Origin of the sequence: Pseudomonas sp. Irchel 3E13 (assembly GCF_900187455.1) — a bacterium.
Lineage (GTDB): Bacteria > Pseudomonadota > Gammaproteobacteria > Pseudomonadales > Pseudomonadaceae > Aquipseudomonas.
Map to the genome: position 1 here is coordinate 44,107 of NZ_FYDX01000008.1, position 16,201 is coordinate 60,307.

Consider the following 16,201-nt stretch of genomic DNA (forward strand, 5'->3'; position numbering starts at 1 on the left):
GTCTGCTCCGGGAGTAAAAGCGTATGACTACACCGACTCGCAATCGCCAGTCCGCTGGCAATGATTTTTCCGAATTCAAGCGCGGCTGGCGCGTGGTCCTGCTGGGATTGTTCGGCATCTGCACCAGCATCACCGCCGCCTTGCTCTATGCGTTCGGCACCCTGGTGATTCCGCTGGAACAGGCCTTCGGCTGGAGCCGTGGTGACTTGCAAGCCTCGATTTCCTTTCTGTTCGCCGGCGTGGCGATCTCCACCCAGGTGGTCGGCTGGCTGTATCGGCGCTACGGCCTGCGCCGGGTGGCCATCGTCTCGATCATGCTGCAGGTCGTCGGTTACTTCGCCATCACCCAGATCCAGGGCTCGATCTCCTGGTTGTACCTGGCGTTCTTCTGTATGCCGATCGTGTGCGCCGGCACCATCGCGATCACCTGGACGCAACTGGTCAACCTGTGGTTCGAGCGTAATCGGGGGCTGGCCCTGGCCGTGATCCTGTGCGGTACCGGGCTGATGGCGCTGATCTTGCCACCCGTGTTGTCGCGGTTGATTGCCGCCTATGGCTGGCAAGCCGGGTTCATCGCCCTGGGGGCGATGCCGCTGCTGTTCACGCTGCCCCTGTCGTTGATGTGGTTACGTATGCCGGCCGGGGCCGGTAAGACCGACCCGTCAACGCCGCGAACGGAGCCGTCGTTGTCAGGCATGAGCTTCCGGCAGGCGCTGCGCTCGGGCAAGTACTGGGGCTTCAACGTCGCGTTGATCCTTTCAGTGTCGTTGACCGTGGGCATGGTCACCAACATCGTGCCGATGCTGCAAAGCAAGGGCCTGAGCGCGCAGCAAGCCAGCCAGATCTTCAGTACGTTCGGCATTTCGATCATTGGCGGCCGTTTGCTGGTGGGGTACTTGCTGGACCGTTACTCGCCGTCGCTGGTGGCGGCGGTGAGTCTTGTACTGCCTGCGCTGGGGTGTGTGATCTTCTTTTTTGGCGCTTCGCAGCACGTCCCGCTGCTGGTGCTGGCTACCTTGTGCATCGGTGCCAGTGCCGGCGCCGAATTCGACCTGGCGGCGTTTCTGATGGCGCGTTATTTCGGCCTGAAGGATTACGCGCGCATCTTTGGCTTGCACCTGTGCCTGATCACCATCGTGTCCGGGTTGGTGCCGATGCTGTTCGGCCATCTGTTCGATGTGTACGGCAGCTATTCCGCGGTGCTGGTGAGTTGCTTTTTCTGCGCCATCATCGGCCCGACCATTCTGCTGTGGCTCAGGATGGAACCGGCATTTCAAGCACTGCAGCGTCAGTTGAAACAACAACCCGCCTGAGGACGACTCTTACATGACGATGGAAAAACACGTGATCGAAGACTTTCTGCATGGCCAGATCGATTGTTGGAATCGGGGCGACAAGGAGGGGTTTTTTGCCCACTACCGCAGCGTGTCGCCCAATGGCTTGAGCATCGAGTATGTCGGCAAGCCGCAGCATGACGCCTGGCAAGTGCTGGAGGGGATGTGGGCGCAACAGCAGCCCAAGATCAGGGTCGAGGTGCGTCAATGCATCATCAATGGCAATGAAGCGGCCTGCCACCACCTGAACGCCTTTCGCGAGCAGGACGGTGGCATAGAGACGATCGAGTTGTATCGGTTCGAAGAGGGGAGGTTGTTCGTGCGTTACTTCATTAACCTTTAGTGCCATCGGTAGAGCAGGAGAGCTCGCGCCAGTCTTCTATCTGCGCGAGCATTCCGGTGAGCTTTGCGCTGACCTGCCGGTAGGCGTCGGAACCGGCCAGGTAGCGCATTGGCGGCTCGCTGGTGTTGGCCAGGCGTACCAGTGCCTCGCCGAGTTTTGCCGGGTTGCCGGCCTGCTGATGGTTGCCGGCGGCTGACGCCGCCTTGACCCTGGCGGTGAACGCGGCGTAATCCTGCAGCCCGCGCTCACCGAATACAGCAGAGCTGGCATCGAGAAAGTCAGTGCGAAACACCCCCGGCTCCACCAGCGTGACCTTGATGCCGAACTGGGCTACTTCCTGGGCCAGGGATTCGGAGAAACCCTCCACCGCGAACTTGGAGGCGCAGTACAACGCCGCGCCTCCCATGCCCAGTACGCCGCCCATGGACGACACATTGAACACATGACCGCTGCGTTGCGCGCGCATCACCGGCAGCACGGCACGGCACACGTTGAATACCCCGAACACGTTCGTGGCAAATTGCTTTTCGGCATCACTCGCAAGGTTGTCTTCGAAGGGCGCCAGTTGGCCATACCCCGCGTTGTTGACCAGTACGTCGATTCGACCGAAGCGAGCCACGGCCGCTTCGACGGCAGCCAGTGCCTGGGCTGCATCGCTCACTTCCAGTGCCACCGCCAGCACCTGCTCACCATACTCGGCAAACACACTGTGCAGGCTTTCCAGCCGCCGACCACTGACGACCACGCGGTCACCGTCCGCCAGCGCCGCCTTGGCAATGGCGGCGCCCAGCCCGCGGCCCGCGCCAGTAACAAACCAGACCTTGTTCATTGCATCGCTCCAGCAGGTTGTGCAAACGCCGCGCTGGGCTCTGGGCACAGCGCGGCGGGTTGTGGGTGAGGCGCGTCAGTCGCGGTTGGCCGCTTCCCAGGTCTTGAGATCGAAACCTTCGGCCGCCGCCTGGGCCGCCGTCAGCCTTGGGGCGCGGGCAAGAATCTTGCGGGCGGCCATGTGGTCGCCCGGGCGGTTGCAGGACTCCACGGCCACCAGGCGGTCATTGCGAAAGCACAGCACCGAGAGTTGTCTGTCCTGGGCAGAACCCAGCACGACCGTGCTGTCGTGGCCGTTGGAGAGCCCGGCGATCTGCAGTTTCAGATCGCCCTGGTCAGTCCAGAACCAGGGCAGGGCGGCGTAGGGCGAGGGCTTGCCCATCAGGCGCGCGGCCACGGTACGCGCCTGGTCGATGGCGTTCTGCACCGATTCGAGGCGGGTCGACTGCTCTTCGTTCTGCACGCACGGAAAACTGGCCACATCGCCCAGCGCGGAAATCTGCGGGTCAGAGGTGAGCAGGTGAGCGTCCACCTTGATGCCGTTCTCGATGTCCAGGCCCGCCTCGGTGGCCAGTTGGGCATTGGGGATGACCCCGATGCCGAACACCACCAGGTCTGCCGGCAGGGTGCGTCCATCCGCGGTTTGCACGCCACACACCTTGCCGTTGTCGTCGAGAATGCGGCCCAGGCCTTGGCGAAAATCGAAGTGCACGCCCCATTGCTCGTGTGCCTGGCGAAACAGCTCGGACATTTCCCGTGACACCGCACGCGCCATAGGGCGCTCGCCCAGCTCCAGCACATGCACCTGGGCGCCCTGAGCGGCGGCCACCGCCGCAAATTCGAGGCCGATGAAGCCTGCGCCGACCACCACCACGTTGCGCGCCTGTTTGGCCAGCGGCGCCAAGGCATCCGCATCGGCCTTGGTCTTGATACCGAATACGTGCGGCAGTTCCGCACCGGGCACTGGCAGTGGGCGGTTGTGCGCGCCGGTCGCCAGTATCAGGTGGTCATAGCTCAGGGCCGTGCCGGAGGCCAGCACCACGCGGCGATTGAGCCGATCGATGGCAGTGGCCGGGTCGTGCAGCAGTTCGATGCGTTGGGTGGCGTAAAACTCGGCGGGACGAAACAGCAGGTTGTTTTCCTGGATCTTGCCGAGCAGGTAGGCCTTGGACAACGGCGGGCGCTGGTAGGGCAGGCCGGGCTCATTGCCGATCAGGGTGATGTAGCCTTCGTAGCCTTCCTGGCGCAGGGACGCGGCCACTTGAAATCCGGCTTGGCCGGCACCGACGATAACGACTGAGGCGAGGGTCATGAATACTCCTTGCAACGCATTCAGAATTGCGAAGAGGGCAGGTGCAACACCATGCCTTCCATGTCTTCGCTGATGATCAGTTGGCAGCTCAGGCGGCTGTTCTCACGGCGCTCGAAGGCGTACTCGAGCATGTCGCTCTCTATCTCTTCCGGTGCCTGCAGCGTGTGCAACCAGGCCGCGTCGACATAGGTGTGGCACGTGGCGCAGCTACAGGCTCCGCCGCAATCGGCGGGCAGGCCGGGGACGCTGGCGAACGTGGCGGCCTGCATGACCGACTGGCCGACTTCGCCTTTGACCTGATGGTGGGTGCCGTTGTGCTCGATGAAGGTCAGTGTGGGCATGTTCTGCTCCGTTTCTTGTGGGCTCAGGAGTGGCAGGGCAAGGGCTGCGCATTGAAGCGTGGCACTCGTCCGAGGGTCAGTAGCAACAGGGGGCCGAGCACGCAGCACGCGGCGCTGTACACCAACATGGCGGTGTATGAGCCGGTACGTGCGAGCAGGAAGGCAAAGAGCAGCGGCGCCAGTGCCGATGCCACGGTATTGAGGCCCTGGTGAACGCCGAACAGGCGGCCGTATTCACGCAGGCCGAAGTAGCGGGCAATCAGGAACGCGGCGATATCGAATTCCGCCCCGGCGCCAAACCCGACCAGCACTGCCGCCAGCATCAAGGGCATGAATTCGCTAGTGCCGCTCAGGTACACCAGGCAGCCAACGGCGGGGAGCAGCAGGCTGCACGCGGAGACAATCGGTGGCCATAGCCGGTCCAGCAGATAGCCGATGACCATTCGCCCCAGGATCAGCGAAATGCCGAAGCCGCTGAAAATGGTGGCCGCATCCGCTGCCGACAGTCCCTTGGCCTGCAGCATTGGCACCGTGCTTGTGACCATGCCGACAATCGACGAGATCACCAGGCCCAGCGCCAGGTTGCAGGTCCAGAATTTCAGAGAGCCCATGCCCTCGCGAAAGCTCATGCCTGGCAACTGCGCCAGGGCAGTGTGCGGAGTGGTATCAGCCGCCTTGGGCAGCTTGAACCACAGCAGGATCAGTGGCAGCAGCACCAGCAGGTTGAGCAGCGCGAGGATCACGAAGGCCGCACGCCAGTCCCACTGTTCTATGCCCCAGGCCATCAGCCGGGGCACGGTGGCAGCGGTGACGCCGGTGCCCGACAGGCCGATGGCGAGCGCCAGCCCGCGATTGCGGTCGTACCAGAGGCTGATCAGTTGCGTCCAGGTCACGGCCAGCGCACCCATGCCCACGATCGGCAGTAGCGCAAAGGCCAGGTACATCGACCAGATCGACGAGGTGACCTGGGTAGTGGCCAGGTAGCCGACTGACAGCAGCAGAAGCGACACCACGGTGACGCGCTTCATGCCGAAGCGCAGGTTGAACCAGCCCACCAGTTGCAGGGACACCACGGCGCCGCCAAACAGAAAGGTGATACACGCCTGCAGTTCGCTTTTGCCCCAGCCAAAGGCATCGCCCAGCGGTACGACCAGTGTGCCGAAACCGTACAAAAGCGCGGCGTTGATGCTGATGGCCACGCCCGCGACGGACAGCAGCAGGATCTTCCAGCTTTGCCGGAATTCGTGCAGATCGATGGCCGCCTGGTTTTTCGAAGGGTTCATGGGTTGGCTTCCTTATAGGTTTTGTTGAGCCAAACACTGCGTTTTTTGAATGAAATCGGTGATTTCAGGTTTGTCCAGCAAAGCCGTATGACTCACAGACAAACGAATGTCCTGCGCCGCCCATGCCGTTGAATCACCCTCGGTTACAGCGTGTTCAACATTGCTCACACCCGTTGGGGAATGTTGCGGCGCAACCATGTTTGCTGCCGTGGCTGAGGGTGAGCATATCCTCGCCAAAAATAAATTGCACATAAAATAAATAAGTGTTCATAATTTGACGATCCTGAACCTGATAAGGAGAAAAAAATGAGTTCAGACAAAGCGCAGTTCAAAGCCGTTGCCGACCGTGGGCGCTGCTGTGGATATGGCTTGTGCGCCACGATCTGCCCCAGTGTGTACAAGCTCGATAACGACGGTCTGGTGTACTTCGATGACGCCCGGGTCCCGCCTGAACTTGAAGAGGAAGCCCGCGAGGCCGCTGCCGCCTGTCCGGCCGAAGCGGTATGGCTGGAGCCCATCGGTGCCGACGACAGCCCCGCTTGAGCGCGCCCGCACTTGGCTGGGCGTGATAACCAACGAGTTGAGGATGTGCAGATGGGACGTTTACGCGACAAGGTGGCCCTGATCACCGGCACCGGTGGGGGGCAGGGCCGTGCGGCAGCGCTGCGCTTCGCCCGCGAGGGAGCGATTGTGGTCGGCTGCGACTTCAATGCCGAGGGCCATGAGCAGACCCGCGCAATGATGAGCGCCGAGGGCTTTACCCTGTATGGCAGCGCCCCCGTGGACCTGGGCGATCACGAACAGGCCAGGGCCTGGATCGAGGCCGCCGTTGCTGAGCATGGGCGGATCGATGTTCTCTACAACAACGCATCGGCGGCGCGTTTCGGGTTGGTGAGCGAATTCTCGATCGAAGACTGGCAGTACACCCTGCGCAACGAAATCGATCTGCTGTTCTACACCACCAAATACGCCTGGCCCTACCTGGCCGAGCGGCGCGGGGTGATTATCAACGTGTCTTCTACGGCAGCCTGGGGCGGCTCGAAAGTCGCCGGTATCAGCGCCCATGCGGCAGCCAAAGGCGCGGTGGTGTCGTTTACCCGGCAACTGGCCGTGGAAGGTGCGGCCGTCGGCATTCGCGCCGTCAGCCTGAGCCCGGGGTTCGTCGCCACGCCTGGCACCCGGTCGTTTCTGGAAAACCCCAAGGCCCGCGCCATGCTGCTCGACGGCGTTTTGATGGACCGCCCGGGGGAGCCTGAAGAGGTGGTGGCACTGGCGGTGTTCGTCGCCTCCGATGAAGCATCATTCATTACCGGCTCCGACTTTGTCATCGACGGCGGGCTGCTGGCGGTCTAGCCCAGCGGCGACAGCGCGAGCAGCGGTTGGCATCGTTTCATCTCGAACAAGAACAAGGTGAACAACGTGGACATCATTGGTATCGGTTACATGGGCTTCGAAACCCCTGATCTTGACGCCTGGCGCGAGTACGGCCCGCAGGTGATGGGCTTTGGCATCGGCAAGAACCCGCCCGGCGACCCGGATTCGTTGTATTTCAGAATCGATGATCGCCGTCACCGCTTTGCGTTCCATCCGGGCAAGGTTGACCGCATCGCCTACATCGGCTGGGAAGCCATCGGGCGCATGGCGTTCGAGGACGGGATCAGGAAGCTTGAGGCGGCCAACGTGGCGTACAGCCGCGGTGATGCGCAACTCTGTGAGGCCCGCGGCGTGCGCGAGGTGGTTCGCTTCCGCGACCCGGTCGGCTATCAGCATGAGCTGTTTTATGGACAGAAATGGCTTCCACGTTCATTTCAGCCGGGGCGGCCCCACAGTGGGTTTCTTGCCGACGAGCGCGGTGCGGGCCATGTGGTGCTGATCACCCCGGACTACACCCCTGAGCTTGAAGACTTTCTGCTCAACGTCATGGGCTTCAGTTGGTACGGCGCGGGGGCGGGCAAGGGGCGGACGGGTTTCTTCCGTTCGAAGCTCAACCACCACACCAGCCATGACATCGCCTATGGCCACGGGCCAGGACGGATGGGCGTCCAGCACGTTGGACTGTTCGTTCGCAACGTGCGGGATGTCGGGGAAACCTACGATATCGTGCGCCAGCGCGAACTGCCGATGATGATGACCCTCGGTCAGCATGCACAAGATCCGCACCTGTCGTTCTATCACTACAACCCCTCGGGTTTTGCTTTCGAAACCATCGCTGAAATCGAGCCGTGGCAAGGCGATCCCTATGAGTTGAACCCGGAAAAACTCAGCCTGTGGGGGCACGAGATGGTGGGGCCGATCCTCGGCCCGAGCGTCAAGACTCCCGAAGAGGTTCTCGACGCCGAATACTTGCCCACCTACCTGGCCAGGCAGTGACGTGCGTCTGGCACGCATCGAGCTGGACGGACAGGCGTCCTGGGCGCTGGTAGACGCCGGCGGCGACCATTGTCGGCGAGTCAGGGCGCCCTTCGTGCGCTGGGCGGGACTGGGTGCGAGCCTGCACCCGGATGCCCTGGACCTGGCGGGAGAACGGTTGTCGCTGGCCGGTGCCCGCTTGTTGCCGCCGCTGGAGCCGGGCAGTCGCGTGTTCGGCGTGGGCCTCAACTACCTCAGTCACCTCGAACGGCTGGGTAGCAAGGCCCCGGCGCACCCGCTGGCCTACCTCAAGCCCGATTCGGCACTGGTGGGGGCCAATGATCCAATCCACCATTCGCCGCTGACCCGGCAACTGGATTACGAGGTGGAGCTGGTGGCGGTGGTGGGTCGAGCCCTGCTGGATGAGCCTCGCGCCAGTGCATGCCTGTTGGGTTTTACCGTGGGCAACGACATCAGTGCGCGCGATGCGGGCCAGCAGATCGGGCGGCTGGACCTGCTGACCCAGAAAGCCATGGACCGCACCACACCCACGGGGCCCTGGATCGTGACGGTCGACGAACTCGGTGGCGGGCAGCAGCCCGCATTGGAGATGCGTTTGAGCGTCAACGATGAAGTGCGCCAGCAAGACAACACCCGACACATGATCTTTCCCCTGGATGAGCTGCTCAATTACCTGGATGCACGGATCAAGCTGCGCCCCGGAGATATGGTGTTCACTGGATCCACGCACGGGGTGGGCCTGGAGAGCGGGCGGTTCTTGCAGCCAGGCGACCAGGTTGTGGCACACATCGGCGGCATCGGCCAGTTGCGCAACACCATTGCGGCGCCTTGCCCGCTGGCTCCTGCTCGAGCGGTTGGGCGGCTGGGGTTGCCGCTGGATCACTAAACCCTGTTCTGCAAGACGTTCCGAGGAGAAATAATGAGCGAGGCTTCGGCGTGGGCGCCATTTCGCAACAGGGCCTTCCGTGGCCTATGGCTGGCCGGTGCAGTGGTCAATCTGGCGATCTGGATGCAGACGGTTGGCGCGGCGTGGATCATGACCACGCTTACCGCGTCGCCGACGATGGTGTCGTTGGTGCAAAGCGCAGTGACACTGCCGGTGTTTCTGTTTGCACTGCCGGGTGGGGTGATCGCCGATCTTGTGGATCGGCGCCGCTGGCTGATCGTGACCCAGTGGCTGATGGTGTTTGCGGCGATCATGCTCAGCGTCCTGGCCTGGTGCGACCGCCTCGAAGCCTGGGGGCTGCTGGCGTTCACCTTTGTCCTGGGCACTGGCAGCGCGCTGGGGATGTCGGCGTGGATGGTGACCATGGTCACCGTGTTGTCCCGCGATCAGGTGCCGGCAGCGGTTGCCCTGAACGGCATTGCGGTCAACGCCACTCGCGCACTGGGTCCTGCCCTGGCCGGGGCATTGATTGCCTACTGGAACACGACGTCAGTATTTTTGTTGATTGCGCTGTGCATGGCCGCGGTGATGCTCTTTCTGCTCCGCCTCACGCCGGCGCCGCCTGCCCAGGATCTGCCGCCGGAAACCCTGATGGGCGGCATGCGCAGCGGCCTGCGCTACATCCGCCATTCGGCGGTGCTGTCCAGTGCGCTGAAGCAGGTGCTGATCTTCACCAGCAGCGCCAGCGCCTTGTGGGCGCTGATGCCTCTGGTTGCTCGGCGGCAACTGGGCATGGGCGCTGATGGCTACGGCTTGCTGATGGCGTTCCTGGGGGCGGGGGCGGTGCTGGCCGCACTGAACTCATCCCGCCTGCAGCGCAGGCTCGGCCTGCGTCGTCTGATTGTCTGCGGTACCGTCGCCTTTGCCGCCGCCGCTCTGGCCGCCGCGCTGTCGAGCAACCGCTACGTGGTGTGCTCGATGATGCTGTGCGCGGGGTTTGGCTGGATGGCGGTCAACGCCACGCTCTCTTCGGTGGTGCAAACCTATGCCGCCAATTGGGTGAGGGCTCGCGTGGCGTCAATGTATGTATTGACCCTGATGGGCGCGATGGCCTTCGGGGGCGCCGCCTGGGGTGTGCTGGCCGAGTTTGCAGGACTGCAGGCGAGCCTGCTGCTGTCCACGTTAAGCCTGCTCGGCGGGGTGCTGCTGACGCGCAAGGGTCGCGTGGAAATGGGGCACGAAGCCGACTTTGCCCAGGTCCCGCTGAGTGACAGCCTGCAGTTGCCGGCGCCCGTGGAACATGCCGACGGGCCCGTCTCGGTAGAGGTGATGTATCAAGTGCCCGTGACGCAGCGCGATGCTTTTCTGATGGCTGTGTACGCGGTAGGCAAGGCGCGGCGGCGCAATGGGGCGCGGAACTGGCGACTGTATCGCGATATGGCCCAGCCGCAGTGCTACAGCGAGCGGTTCATCGTCGACTCCTGGCTCGACTACTTGCGCCAGCAGGTACGCGTTACCCAGGCCGACCTTGTTCAGGAAAGGCTTTTGCAGCCGTTTCGCCACGAAGACCTGCAAACGCGAAGGCTGATCTACCAGCCTCCGGTAAAACACTGACGCTGTGTTAACGAGAAATTCCCATGTAAAACTTTTACGTCGCTGGTAATTCTCAGGCTAGAATGACGGCAATAATTTGTTACCGGGACGCAGTATGGACATTTCAGACGTCAGCGACAGCGCAAAATCGGCCAATGCCACTCTTGTGAAACCGGTTTCCAATGCCATACGCATCCTGCGTCACCTCAGCCAGGGCGGTAAACCCGAGCGTTCCGTGGACATCGCCCGTCAGCTCGGCATCAACCCCAGTACCTGCTTCAACATCCTGCGGACCCTGGTGCAGGAAGATGTGGTTGATTTCAGCCCGCTGTCCAAGCGCTACTCCGTGGGCTCCGGCCTGGCACGCCTGGTGGAGCAACTGGTGACCCAGGGTCACCGCGTGCAGATGGCCAAGCCACTGTTGCAGAACCTCGCGTCGCGGCTGCGGGTCACCATCACGCTGTGGCGCAAGATGAGCCCGGACCGGATCGTCATCGTCAGTTCCGCCGCCAGCCCCACTGATGTGCGCATCGACATGGCCGAAGGCCAACGGCTGCCGATTCTGATGGGCGCCAGTGGGCGATTGTTCGCCACTCAGATCGACATGGACGATCCGCTGCTGGAAAGCAGTTTCGAGAAGATCCGCTGGGCTCGACCGCTGTCGCTCGAGGATTATCGCGAGGAAGTCAAAGTCGCTGCCGAGCGGGGCTGGGCGATGGACGACGGGCATTTTTCGGGCGGCATCCTGGCTGTGGCGGCACCGATCTATTCGCCGTCCAACAGCATCGAGTTCACCGTTTCGGCGGTGATGTTCCGTGGCCAGCGCGACGAAGAGGGCCTTGCCGAGATGGGCAAGGCGCTGATCGAGTTCTGTAACGAAGTCGCCTGCGTGCTCTACTGAAACCCGCCGCTACTCGCGTACCAGCAGCAGGCTGCCTCCCAGGGGGCCGCCGCCCGCGGCCACTGTGCTGACGCAATGATCGCGGGTTTGCCGACCTTCGGCGCGGCCCCACAGTTGCAAGCACGCCTCGTGCACATAGCCGAGGCCATGGGTGCGTCCGCCGGACAACTGCCCGCCATTGGTGTTGATCGGCAAGCTACCCTGCAGCGCGATGCGCCCCCCGCCTTCGACAAAGGCCCCACTTTCGCCAACGGGGCACAGGCCCAAGGCTTCCAGCCAGATCAGGGTCAGAATCGAGAAACCGTCGTACAACTGCGCCGAGCCTACGTCCTGCGGGGTGTAGTCGGTGCGCGCCCACATCATCTGACCGACATCGAAGGCGGCCATCCGGGTCAGTGAGATCTGGTCCCACGACCAGGGCTGGTTCAGCGCGGCACCCATGGCTTCGATGCGGATTGGCGTATTCGGCAAGTCCTGGGCCACATCGCGACGCGACAGGACGATGGCGGTAGAGGCATCGCAGTGCACATCGCAATCGAACAGGCGCAGGGGCGAGGAGATCATTCGCGCACCCATGTAGTCGTCCATCGTCATGGGGGTGCGGTAAACCGCCTTGGGGTTGCGCATGGCGTTGCGTCGACAAGTGAGCGCGATCTGCGCCAGTTGCTCGGCGCGGGTGCCGTACTCGTGAAAATGGCGCTGGGCGTACAGGGCCATCAGGTTTATGCCTGAGTGCACATTGAACGGCGTGAACCATTGCCATGCATAGCTGCTGTCGCGGCCCTGGGTCTTGGCGGTCAGTGCGCCGGCCTGCCGGTTGACCGCGCGTGCCGAGGCTTCGGTGATGGTACGAAACACCAGCACGTGCTTGCACAGTCCGGCAGCGATCGCCATGGCTCCGTTGATCACCCCGGCAAGGGGGCCAGGTCCTTCGTAGCCAGCGCCGAACCAGTTGACGTTGAGCCCCAGGGCACTTTTCAGAGCGCTTGGCCCCACCGGGGAAAACGGGTCGCCATTGTTGTTGTCGCCCGGCCAGCACGCCACCCCGTCGATATCGCTGCGCTGTAGCCCGGCATCGGCAATGGCTTGCAGGCAGGCATCGAGAGTCAGGCGCATGGCTGACTTGTCTGACGGCCGGCCCACTTCCGACTGACCGATGCCGGTGATGGCCACGTCTTTTTCGTAACGATGATCGAACATCACTGAGCCCTCTCGAACAGGGGTAGCCACACATCCTCGGCATTGAGGAAGGTGACCTGTACCGGCATGTCGATATGTACATCTGTCACCGGTGTGCCCACTACGTTGCTGACAAATTGCAGGCCGGCTTGCTCTGCCAGTTCGATGATCGCCACGACATAGGGCACCTCCAGGTCTGGCGCCCAACCTTGGTAGTTGATGGTGAAACTGAGCACCTTGCCTTGGCCGGACACCGGCTCGGGGGCCACCTCGAAGCTTGCGCAATGCGGGCAGAGCGGGGCGGGCGGATGAAAGTAGCGGCTGCAGGCCGCGCAGCGGTGTATCAGCAAACGGCCCGTTTCACCGCCTTGCCAGAAGGCGCGGTTGTCGGCGTTCAGTGCAGGGAGTTTTCTAGGCATCAGCAGTCCGGGTGAATGTTTGACGTGGAGTCACACAGTATCATTTGCACATATTCTGGAAAAGTGTCATATATTGCCGCCAGAGAAAGCACGAATCGACCGTTCGCACGGTAAAACAACAAGAGGATTTGGCTATGTCCCAGTCATTACTGGACAGAAGGGTAGTCGTCACGGGCGGCTTCGGTGCCTTGGGCAGTGCGCTGGGCAAGTACCTGTTGGCGCAGGGTGCGCGGGTGATCCTGCTGGATCGCAGCGAGGTGCCTGCTGATCTGCTGGCGACGCAGAACCTGCTGTGCCTCGGTGGAATCGACCTGACCTCGGCCGAGTCGGCTGCTGGCGCATTCGAGCAGGCGGCCGCGCACTGGGGCGGCATTGATGGCCTGGTCAATGTCGCCGGCGGGTTTTCCTGGGAAACCCTCGAAGGCGGTAGCCTCAACACCTGGGACCGCCTGTACCAGATGAACGTGCGCACCGCCGTGGTCAGTGCTCAGTCGGCGCTGGCCTACTTGCTGCGATCCGGCGCCGGGCGAATCGTCAATATCGGCGCGCTGGCATCGGTCAAGGCCGCAGCCGGCATGGGCGCCTATGCCGCCTCCAAGGCGGGCGTGGCCCGCCTGACCGAAGCCCTGGCCGAAGAGCTGAAAGACCGTGGCGTGACGGTGAACGCGGTGTTGCCCAGCATCATCGACACCCCAGCCAACCGCGCCGACATGCCCGACGCCGACAGCAGTCGCTGGGTGACCCCCCAGGCACTGTCAGGGGTGGTCGCGTTCTTATTGTCCGATGAAGCGGCCGCCATGACCGGCGCTTTGTTGCCCGTGAGCGGTCGGGTATGAGGCTGGTCACCTATACCGACGCCAATGGCGTGGACCGTGCTGGCGCGCTGCTCGATCAGGACCAGAAGGTACTTGATCTGCTGACCGCCTATCGCGTTCTGGAAGGACGCGACAGCGCCGCCCTGGGCAGTATTCTCGCCCTGGTCGAAGGCGGTGAGGCGGCACTGGAACTGGCGCGCTCCCTTGTTACCAAGGCGCCTTCGGCAGCGGTGCTGGAGCGCGCCAGTGTCAAGCTGCGCGCACCGATCCAGCCACCGCCGCAAATGCGCGATTGCTCCTGTTTCGAGTTGCACCTGCGCCAGAGTTTTGCTGCGGCACGCCGCGCCCGCGCGCTGCGTACCGAAGACCCCGAGGCCACCCTCAAGGCCATGAATACCCGTGCCGATGATCGGGTGATCGAGACCTTCAACAAGCAACCCATTTACTACAAAGGCAATCGCTTTGCGGTGGTGGGTATCGACGATGAGTTCCAGTGGCCGAGCTTCAGCCGCGCGATGGATTTCGAGCTGGAGTTCGGGTGCTACATCGGCAAGCGCGGCAAGGACATCACTCGTGACGCTGCTGGCGCGCATATCGTTGGCTACACCATCTTCAACGACATGAGCGCCCGCGATGCCCAGGCTCTGGAGATGCCCGGCATGCTCGGCCCTGCCAAGAGCAAGGACTTCGATACCGCCAACATCATGGGACCCTGCCTGGTAACCGTGGATGAACTGGGCGACCCCTATGACCTGAACATGGTTGCCCGGGTCAACGGCGAGGAGTGGGGGCGCGGCAATACCCGCGACATGCGCTGGCGGTTTGAAGATGTCATTGCCCACGTGTCCCGCTCGGAAACCCTCTATCCAGGGGAGTTTCTGGGTTCCGGCACGGTGGGCAACGGCTGCGGTCTCGAGCAACTGCGCTATCTCAAGCGCGGCGACGTGGTTGAGCTGGAAATCGACGGTATTGGTGTGTTGCGCACCCAGGTGGGTCAGGAGCGGGCCTCGGATGTTTGACGCCCACCGACCACCCACCTACTTTTTGCGTGTGAATGAAGTATACAAAAATAAATAAAGTGTCTTATATTTCGTTGCGGGTTCGCCGTGACACCCTGAGCAGGAGGCAATCATGCTAACAAGAAAAAGCCCCGTATTGTCTGATGGAACGGAGGTCTCGGACCTCATCTACCCCGCTACACGTGAAGTGCAAATGCGCGTGTTGTCTGATCACGAGATTTACGAGCTGGAGATGGAAAAGATCTTCGGCAAGATCTGGGTAATGTTGGGCCATGAAACGGAAATCCCCAACGCCGGGGACTTCATGGTCCGCGACCTGGGGTCTGACTCGGTGATTGTGGCGCGCGGCAAGCAAGGCGAGGTGTTCGTCACCCTGAACGTCTGCCCGCACCGTGGCATGCGCATCACCACCGCCGATTGCGGCAACACGCAGATTCACAAATGCATCTACCACGGCTGGGCCTTCCGCCCCAATGGCGACTTTGTCGGCTCGCCGGTCGAGCGCGAGTGCATGCACGGCAAGATGATGCCCAAGGAGCAACTGGGCCTTAAAAAGGCGCGTGTAACGCTCTATGGCGGGCTGGTCTTCGCGACCTGGAACATTGAGGGGCCGTCCTTCGAAGAGTTCCTGGGTGACGCGAAGTGGTATTACGACATGCTGTTCTGTCGCTCCGACAAGGGCATGGAAGTACTCGGCCCGCCCCAGCGTTTCATCGTCAACGCCAACTGGAAAACCGCGGGTGAGCAATCGGCCGCCGATGGCTTCCACACCCTGACGCTGCACCGCTGGCTGGGTGAGGTGGGCAATTACGCTAAAAAGGGCGAAGGTGAAACCGCAGACCTTAGCCCGGAAATGATCGGTGTGGAGGTCAGCTCACCTCATGGTCACGCGTTGCGTTGCATCGACCTTGCCCGCAAGATCAAGCGCCTGACCGGCCTGGATCCGGCCGAGCTCAGCGTGCAGCAGAAGCTTGAAGCGCTGCCTCCTGCCGGCATGACCGCCGGTATGGTCGAGCAACTGGCGCGTAACCTCACTGATGAGCAACTCCAGGTCCTTACCAGCATGCCGCCGCAAGTCGGTGGCATGTTCCCGAACATTCTCTTTGGCTTTGTCTACATTCCCCAGCCTGACGGCAGTGTAGTGGGCTCCATGACCATGCATGCCTATGTACCACAAGGCCCGGACAAGCTGGAGTTCGTTAACTGGATATTCGCCGAGAAGGATGCGCCAGCGGAGTTGCGCGACAAGATGCTCAAGCAGACCATCCAGCTGTTCGGCACCTCTGGCATGGTCGAGCAGGATGACTCCGACACCTGGCCGCACATGACGCTAGCCGCCAAAGGGGCGATGGGACGCAAGAGCACGCTCAAGTACCAGGCCTGTTACGAGACCGGCGCACCTGAAGGTTGGCCGGGCCCTGGCATCGTCAACGAAGGGTTTACCAAGGACGATACCCAGTGGCACTGGTGGCTGTATTGGCACGAACTGATGACCGCCTCTGACGAGAAGTAAGTGGGGGGAGAGGGGCGCCTTCGTCGGCGACCCTTTCTGCACGCTCACCCTTCAAGTCGTCACTA

At 62.3% G+C, this 16,201-nt stretch carries 18 protein-coding genes; 11 read left to right on the plus strand and 7 right to left on the minus strand.

Annotation, left to right across the window (positions count from 1 at the left end; genetic code table 11):
- Positions 1 to 23: 23 nt before the first annotated feature.
- Entirely contained in the window at positions 24 to 1,313 is a 1,290-nt protein-coding gene (locus CKW37_RS15205) for an MFS transporter (RefSeq protein WP_095156528.1), read from the plus strand.
- Positions 1,314 to 1,326: 13 nt separating this feature from the next.
- Positions 1,327 to 1,677, plus strand: a complete 351-nt coding sequence (locus CKW37_RS15210; protein ID WP_095156529.1) for a nuclear transport factor 2 family protein — start codon at positions 1,327 to 1,329, stop codon at positions 1,675 to 1,677.
- Here the strand turns inward: CKW37_RS15210 and CKW37_RS15215 are convergent.
- The 5 genes from CKW37_RS15215 to CKW37_RS32455 all read right to left on the minus strand — a co-directional run bounded on the left by CKW37_RS15215 (position 1,667) and on the right by CKW37_RS32455 (position 5,639).
- Positions 1,667 to 2,506 carry an oxidoreductase gene (locus CKW37_RS15215; protein WP_095156530.1) on the minus strand — a complete coding sequence of 280 codons (840 nt, stop codon included), beginning with the start codon at positions 2,504 to 2,506 and terminating at the stop codon, positions 1,667 to 1,669. The two genes, CKW37_RS15210 and CKW37_RS15215, sit on opposite strands and share 11 nt — an antisense overlap.
- A gap of 75 nt (positions 2,507 to 2,581) precedes the next feature.
- Positions 2,582 to 3,817, minus strand: a complete 1,236-nt coding sequence (locus CKW37_RS15220; protein WP_095156531.1) for an NAD(P)/FAD-dependent oxidoreductase — start codon at positions 3,815 to 3,817, stop codon at positions 2,582 to 2,584.
- Between the two features lie 20 nt (positions 3,818 to 3,837).
- Positions 3,838 to 4,158: a 2Fe-2S iron-sulfur cluster-binding protein gene (locus CKW37_RS15225; protein ID WP_095156532.1), complete on the minus strand. Its 321-nt coding sequence runs from the start codon at positions 4,156 to 4,158 to the stop codon at positions 3,838 to 3,840.
- A 23-nt stretch (positions 4,159 to 4,181) separates the two neighbouring features.
- Positions 4,182 to 5,441 carry an MFS transporter gene (locus CKW37_RS15230; protein WP_095156533.1) on the minus strand — a complete coding sequence of 420 codons (1,260 nt, stop codon included), beginning with the start codon at positions 5,439 to 5,441 and terminating at the stop codon, positions 4,182 to 4,184.
- Between the two features lie 12 nt (positions 5,442 to 5,453).
- Positions 5,454 to 5,639 carry a hypothetical protein gene (locus CKW37_RS32455; protein ID WP_143502002.1) on the minus strand — a complete coding sequence of 62 codons (186 nt, stop codon included), beginning with the start codon at positions 5,637 to 5,639 and terminating at the stop codon, positions 5,454 to 5,456.
- A 108-nt stretch (positions 5,640 to 5,747) separates the two neighbouring features.
- Here CKW37_RS32455 and CKW37_RS15235 point away from each other — a divergent pair, with 108 nt between their 5' ends.
- The 6 genes from CKW37_RS15235 to CKW37_RS15260 all read left to right on the plus strand — a co-directional run bounded on the left by CKW37_RS15235 (position 5,748) and on the right by CKW37_RS15260 (position 11,191).
- A complete protein-coding gene (locus CKW37_RS15235) occupies positions 5,748 to 5,984 on the plus strand; it encodes a ferredoxin (protein WP_095156534.1) in 237 nt (78 codons plus the stop codon).
- Between the two features lie 51 nt (positions 5,985 to 6,035).
- Positions 6,036 to 6,794, plus strand: a complete 759-nt coding sequence (locus CKW37_RS15240; RefSeq protein ID WP_095156535.1) for an SDR family NAD(P)-dependent oxidoreductase — start codon at positions 6,036 to 6,038, stop codon at positions 6,792 to 6,794.
- A 66-nt stretch (positions 6,795 to 6,860) separates the two neighbouring features.
- Positions 6,861 to 7,811 carry a VOC family protein gene (locus CKW37_RS15245; protein ID WP_095156779.1) on the plus strand — a complete coding sequence of 317 codons (951 nt, stop codon included), beginning with the start codon at positions 6,861 to 6,863 and terminating at the stop codon, positions 7,809 to 7,811.
- 1 nt (position 7,812) lies between these two features.
- Entirely contained in the window at positions 7,813 to 8,697 is an 885-nt protein-coding gene (locus tag CKW37_RS15250; RefSeq protein WP_095156536.1) for a fumarylacetoacetate hydrolase family protein, read from the plus strand.
- A 33-nt stretch (positions 8,698 to 8,730) separates the two neighbouring features.
- Positions 8,731 to 10,311 (plus strand): MFS transporter, encoded by a 1,581-nt coding sequence (locus tag CKW37_RS15255; RefSeq protein WP_095156537.1) that lies wholly within the window; start codon positions 8,731 to 8,733, stop codon positions 10,309 to 10,311.
- Between the two features lie 94 nt (positions 10,312 to 10,405).
- Positions 10,406 to 11,191 (plus strand): IclR family transcriptional regulator, encoded by a 786-nt coding sequence (locus CKW37_RS15260; RefSeq protein WP_095156538.1) that lies wholly within the window; start codon positions 10,406 to 10,408, stop codon positions 11,189 to 11,191.
- Between the two features lie 9 nt (positions 11,192 to 11,200).
- Here the strand turns inward: CKW37_RS15260 and CKW37_RS15265 are convergent, their stop codons facing one another.
- Both CKW37_RS15265 and CKW37_RS15270 read right to left on the minus strand, forming a co-directional pair.
- Positions 11,201 to 12,391, minus strand: coding sequence for a thiolase family protein (locus tag CKW37_RS15265; protein WP_095156539.1), 1,191 nt, complete (start codon positions 12,389 to 12,391; stop codon positions 11,201 to 11,203).
- Positions 12,391 to 12,789, minus strand: coding sequence for a Zn-ribbon domain-containing OB-fold protein (locus tag CKW37_RS15270; protein WP_095156540.1), 399 nt, complete (start codon positions 12,787 to 12,789; stop codon positions 12,391 to 12,393). The genes CKW37_RS15265 and CKW37_RS15270 overlap by 1 nt, the downstream gene beginning before the upstream one ends.
- 134 nt (positions 12,790 to 12,923) lie before the next feature.
- On the opposite strand from CKW37_RS15270, the gene CKW37_RS15275 reads away from it, so the two are divergent.
- The 3 genes from CKW37_RS15275 (at position 12,924) to CKW37_RS15285 (ending at position 16,136) form a co-directional block, all read left to right on the plus strand.
- Positions 12,924 to 13,625 (plus strand): SDR family NAD(P)-dependent oxidoreductase, encoded by a 702-nt coding sequence (locus CKW37_RS15275; protein ID WP_095156541.1) that lies wholly within the window; start codon positions 12,924 to 12,926, stop codon positions 13,623 to 13,625.
- Positions 13,622 to 14,623, plus strand: a complete 1,002-nt coding sequence (locus CKW37_RS15280) for a fumarylacetoacetate hydrolase family protein (RefSeq protein ID WP_095156542.1) — start codon at positions 13,622 to 13,624, stop codon at positions 14,621 to 14,623. The genes CKW37_RS15275 and CKW37_RS15280 overlap by 4 nt, the downstream gene beginning before the upstream one ends.
- 112 nt (positions 14,624 to 14,735) lie before the next feature.
- Complete coding sequence (locus CKW37_RS15285) at positions 14,736 to 16,136, plus strand: aromatic ring-hydroxylating dioxygenase subunit alpha (protein ID WP_095156543.1); 1,401 nt, start codon at positions 14,736 to 14,738, stop codon at positions 16,134 to 16,136.
- Positions 16,137 to 16,201: the final 65 nt, after the last annotated feature.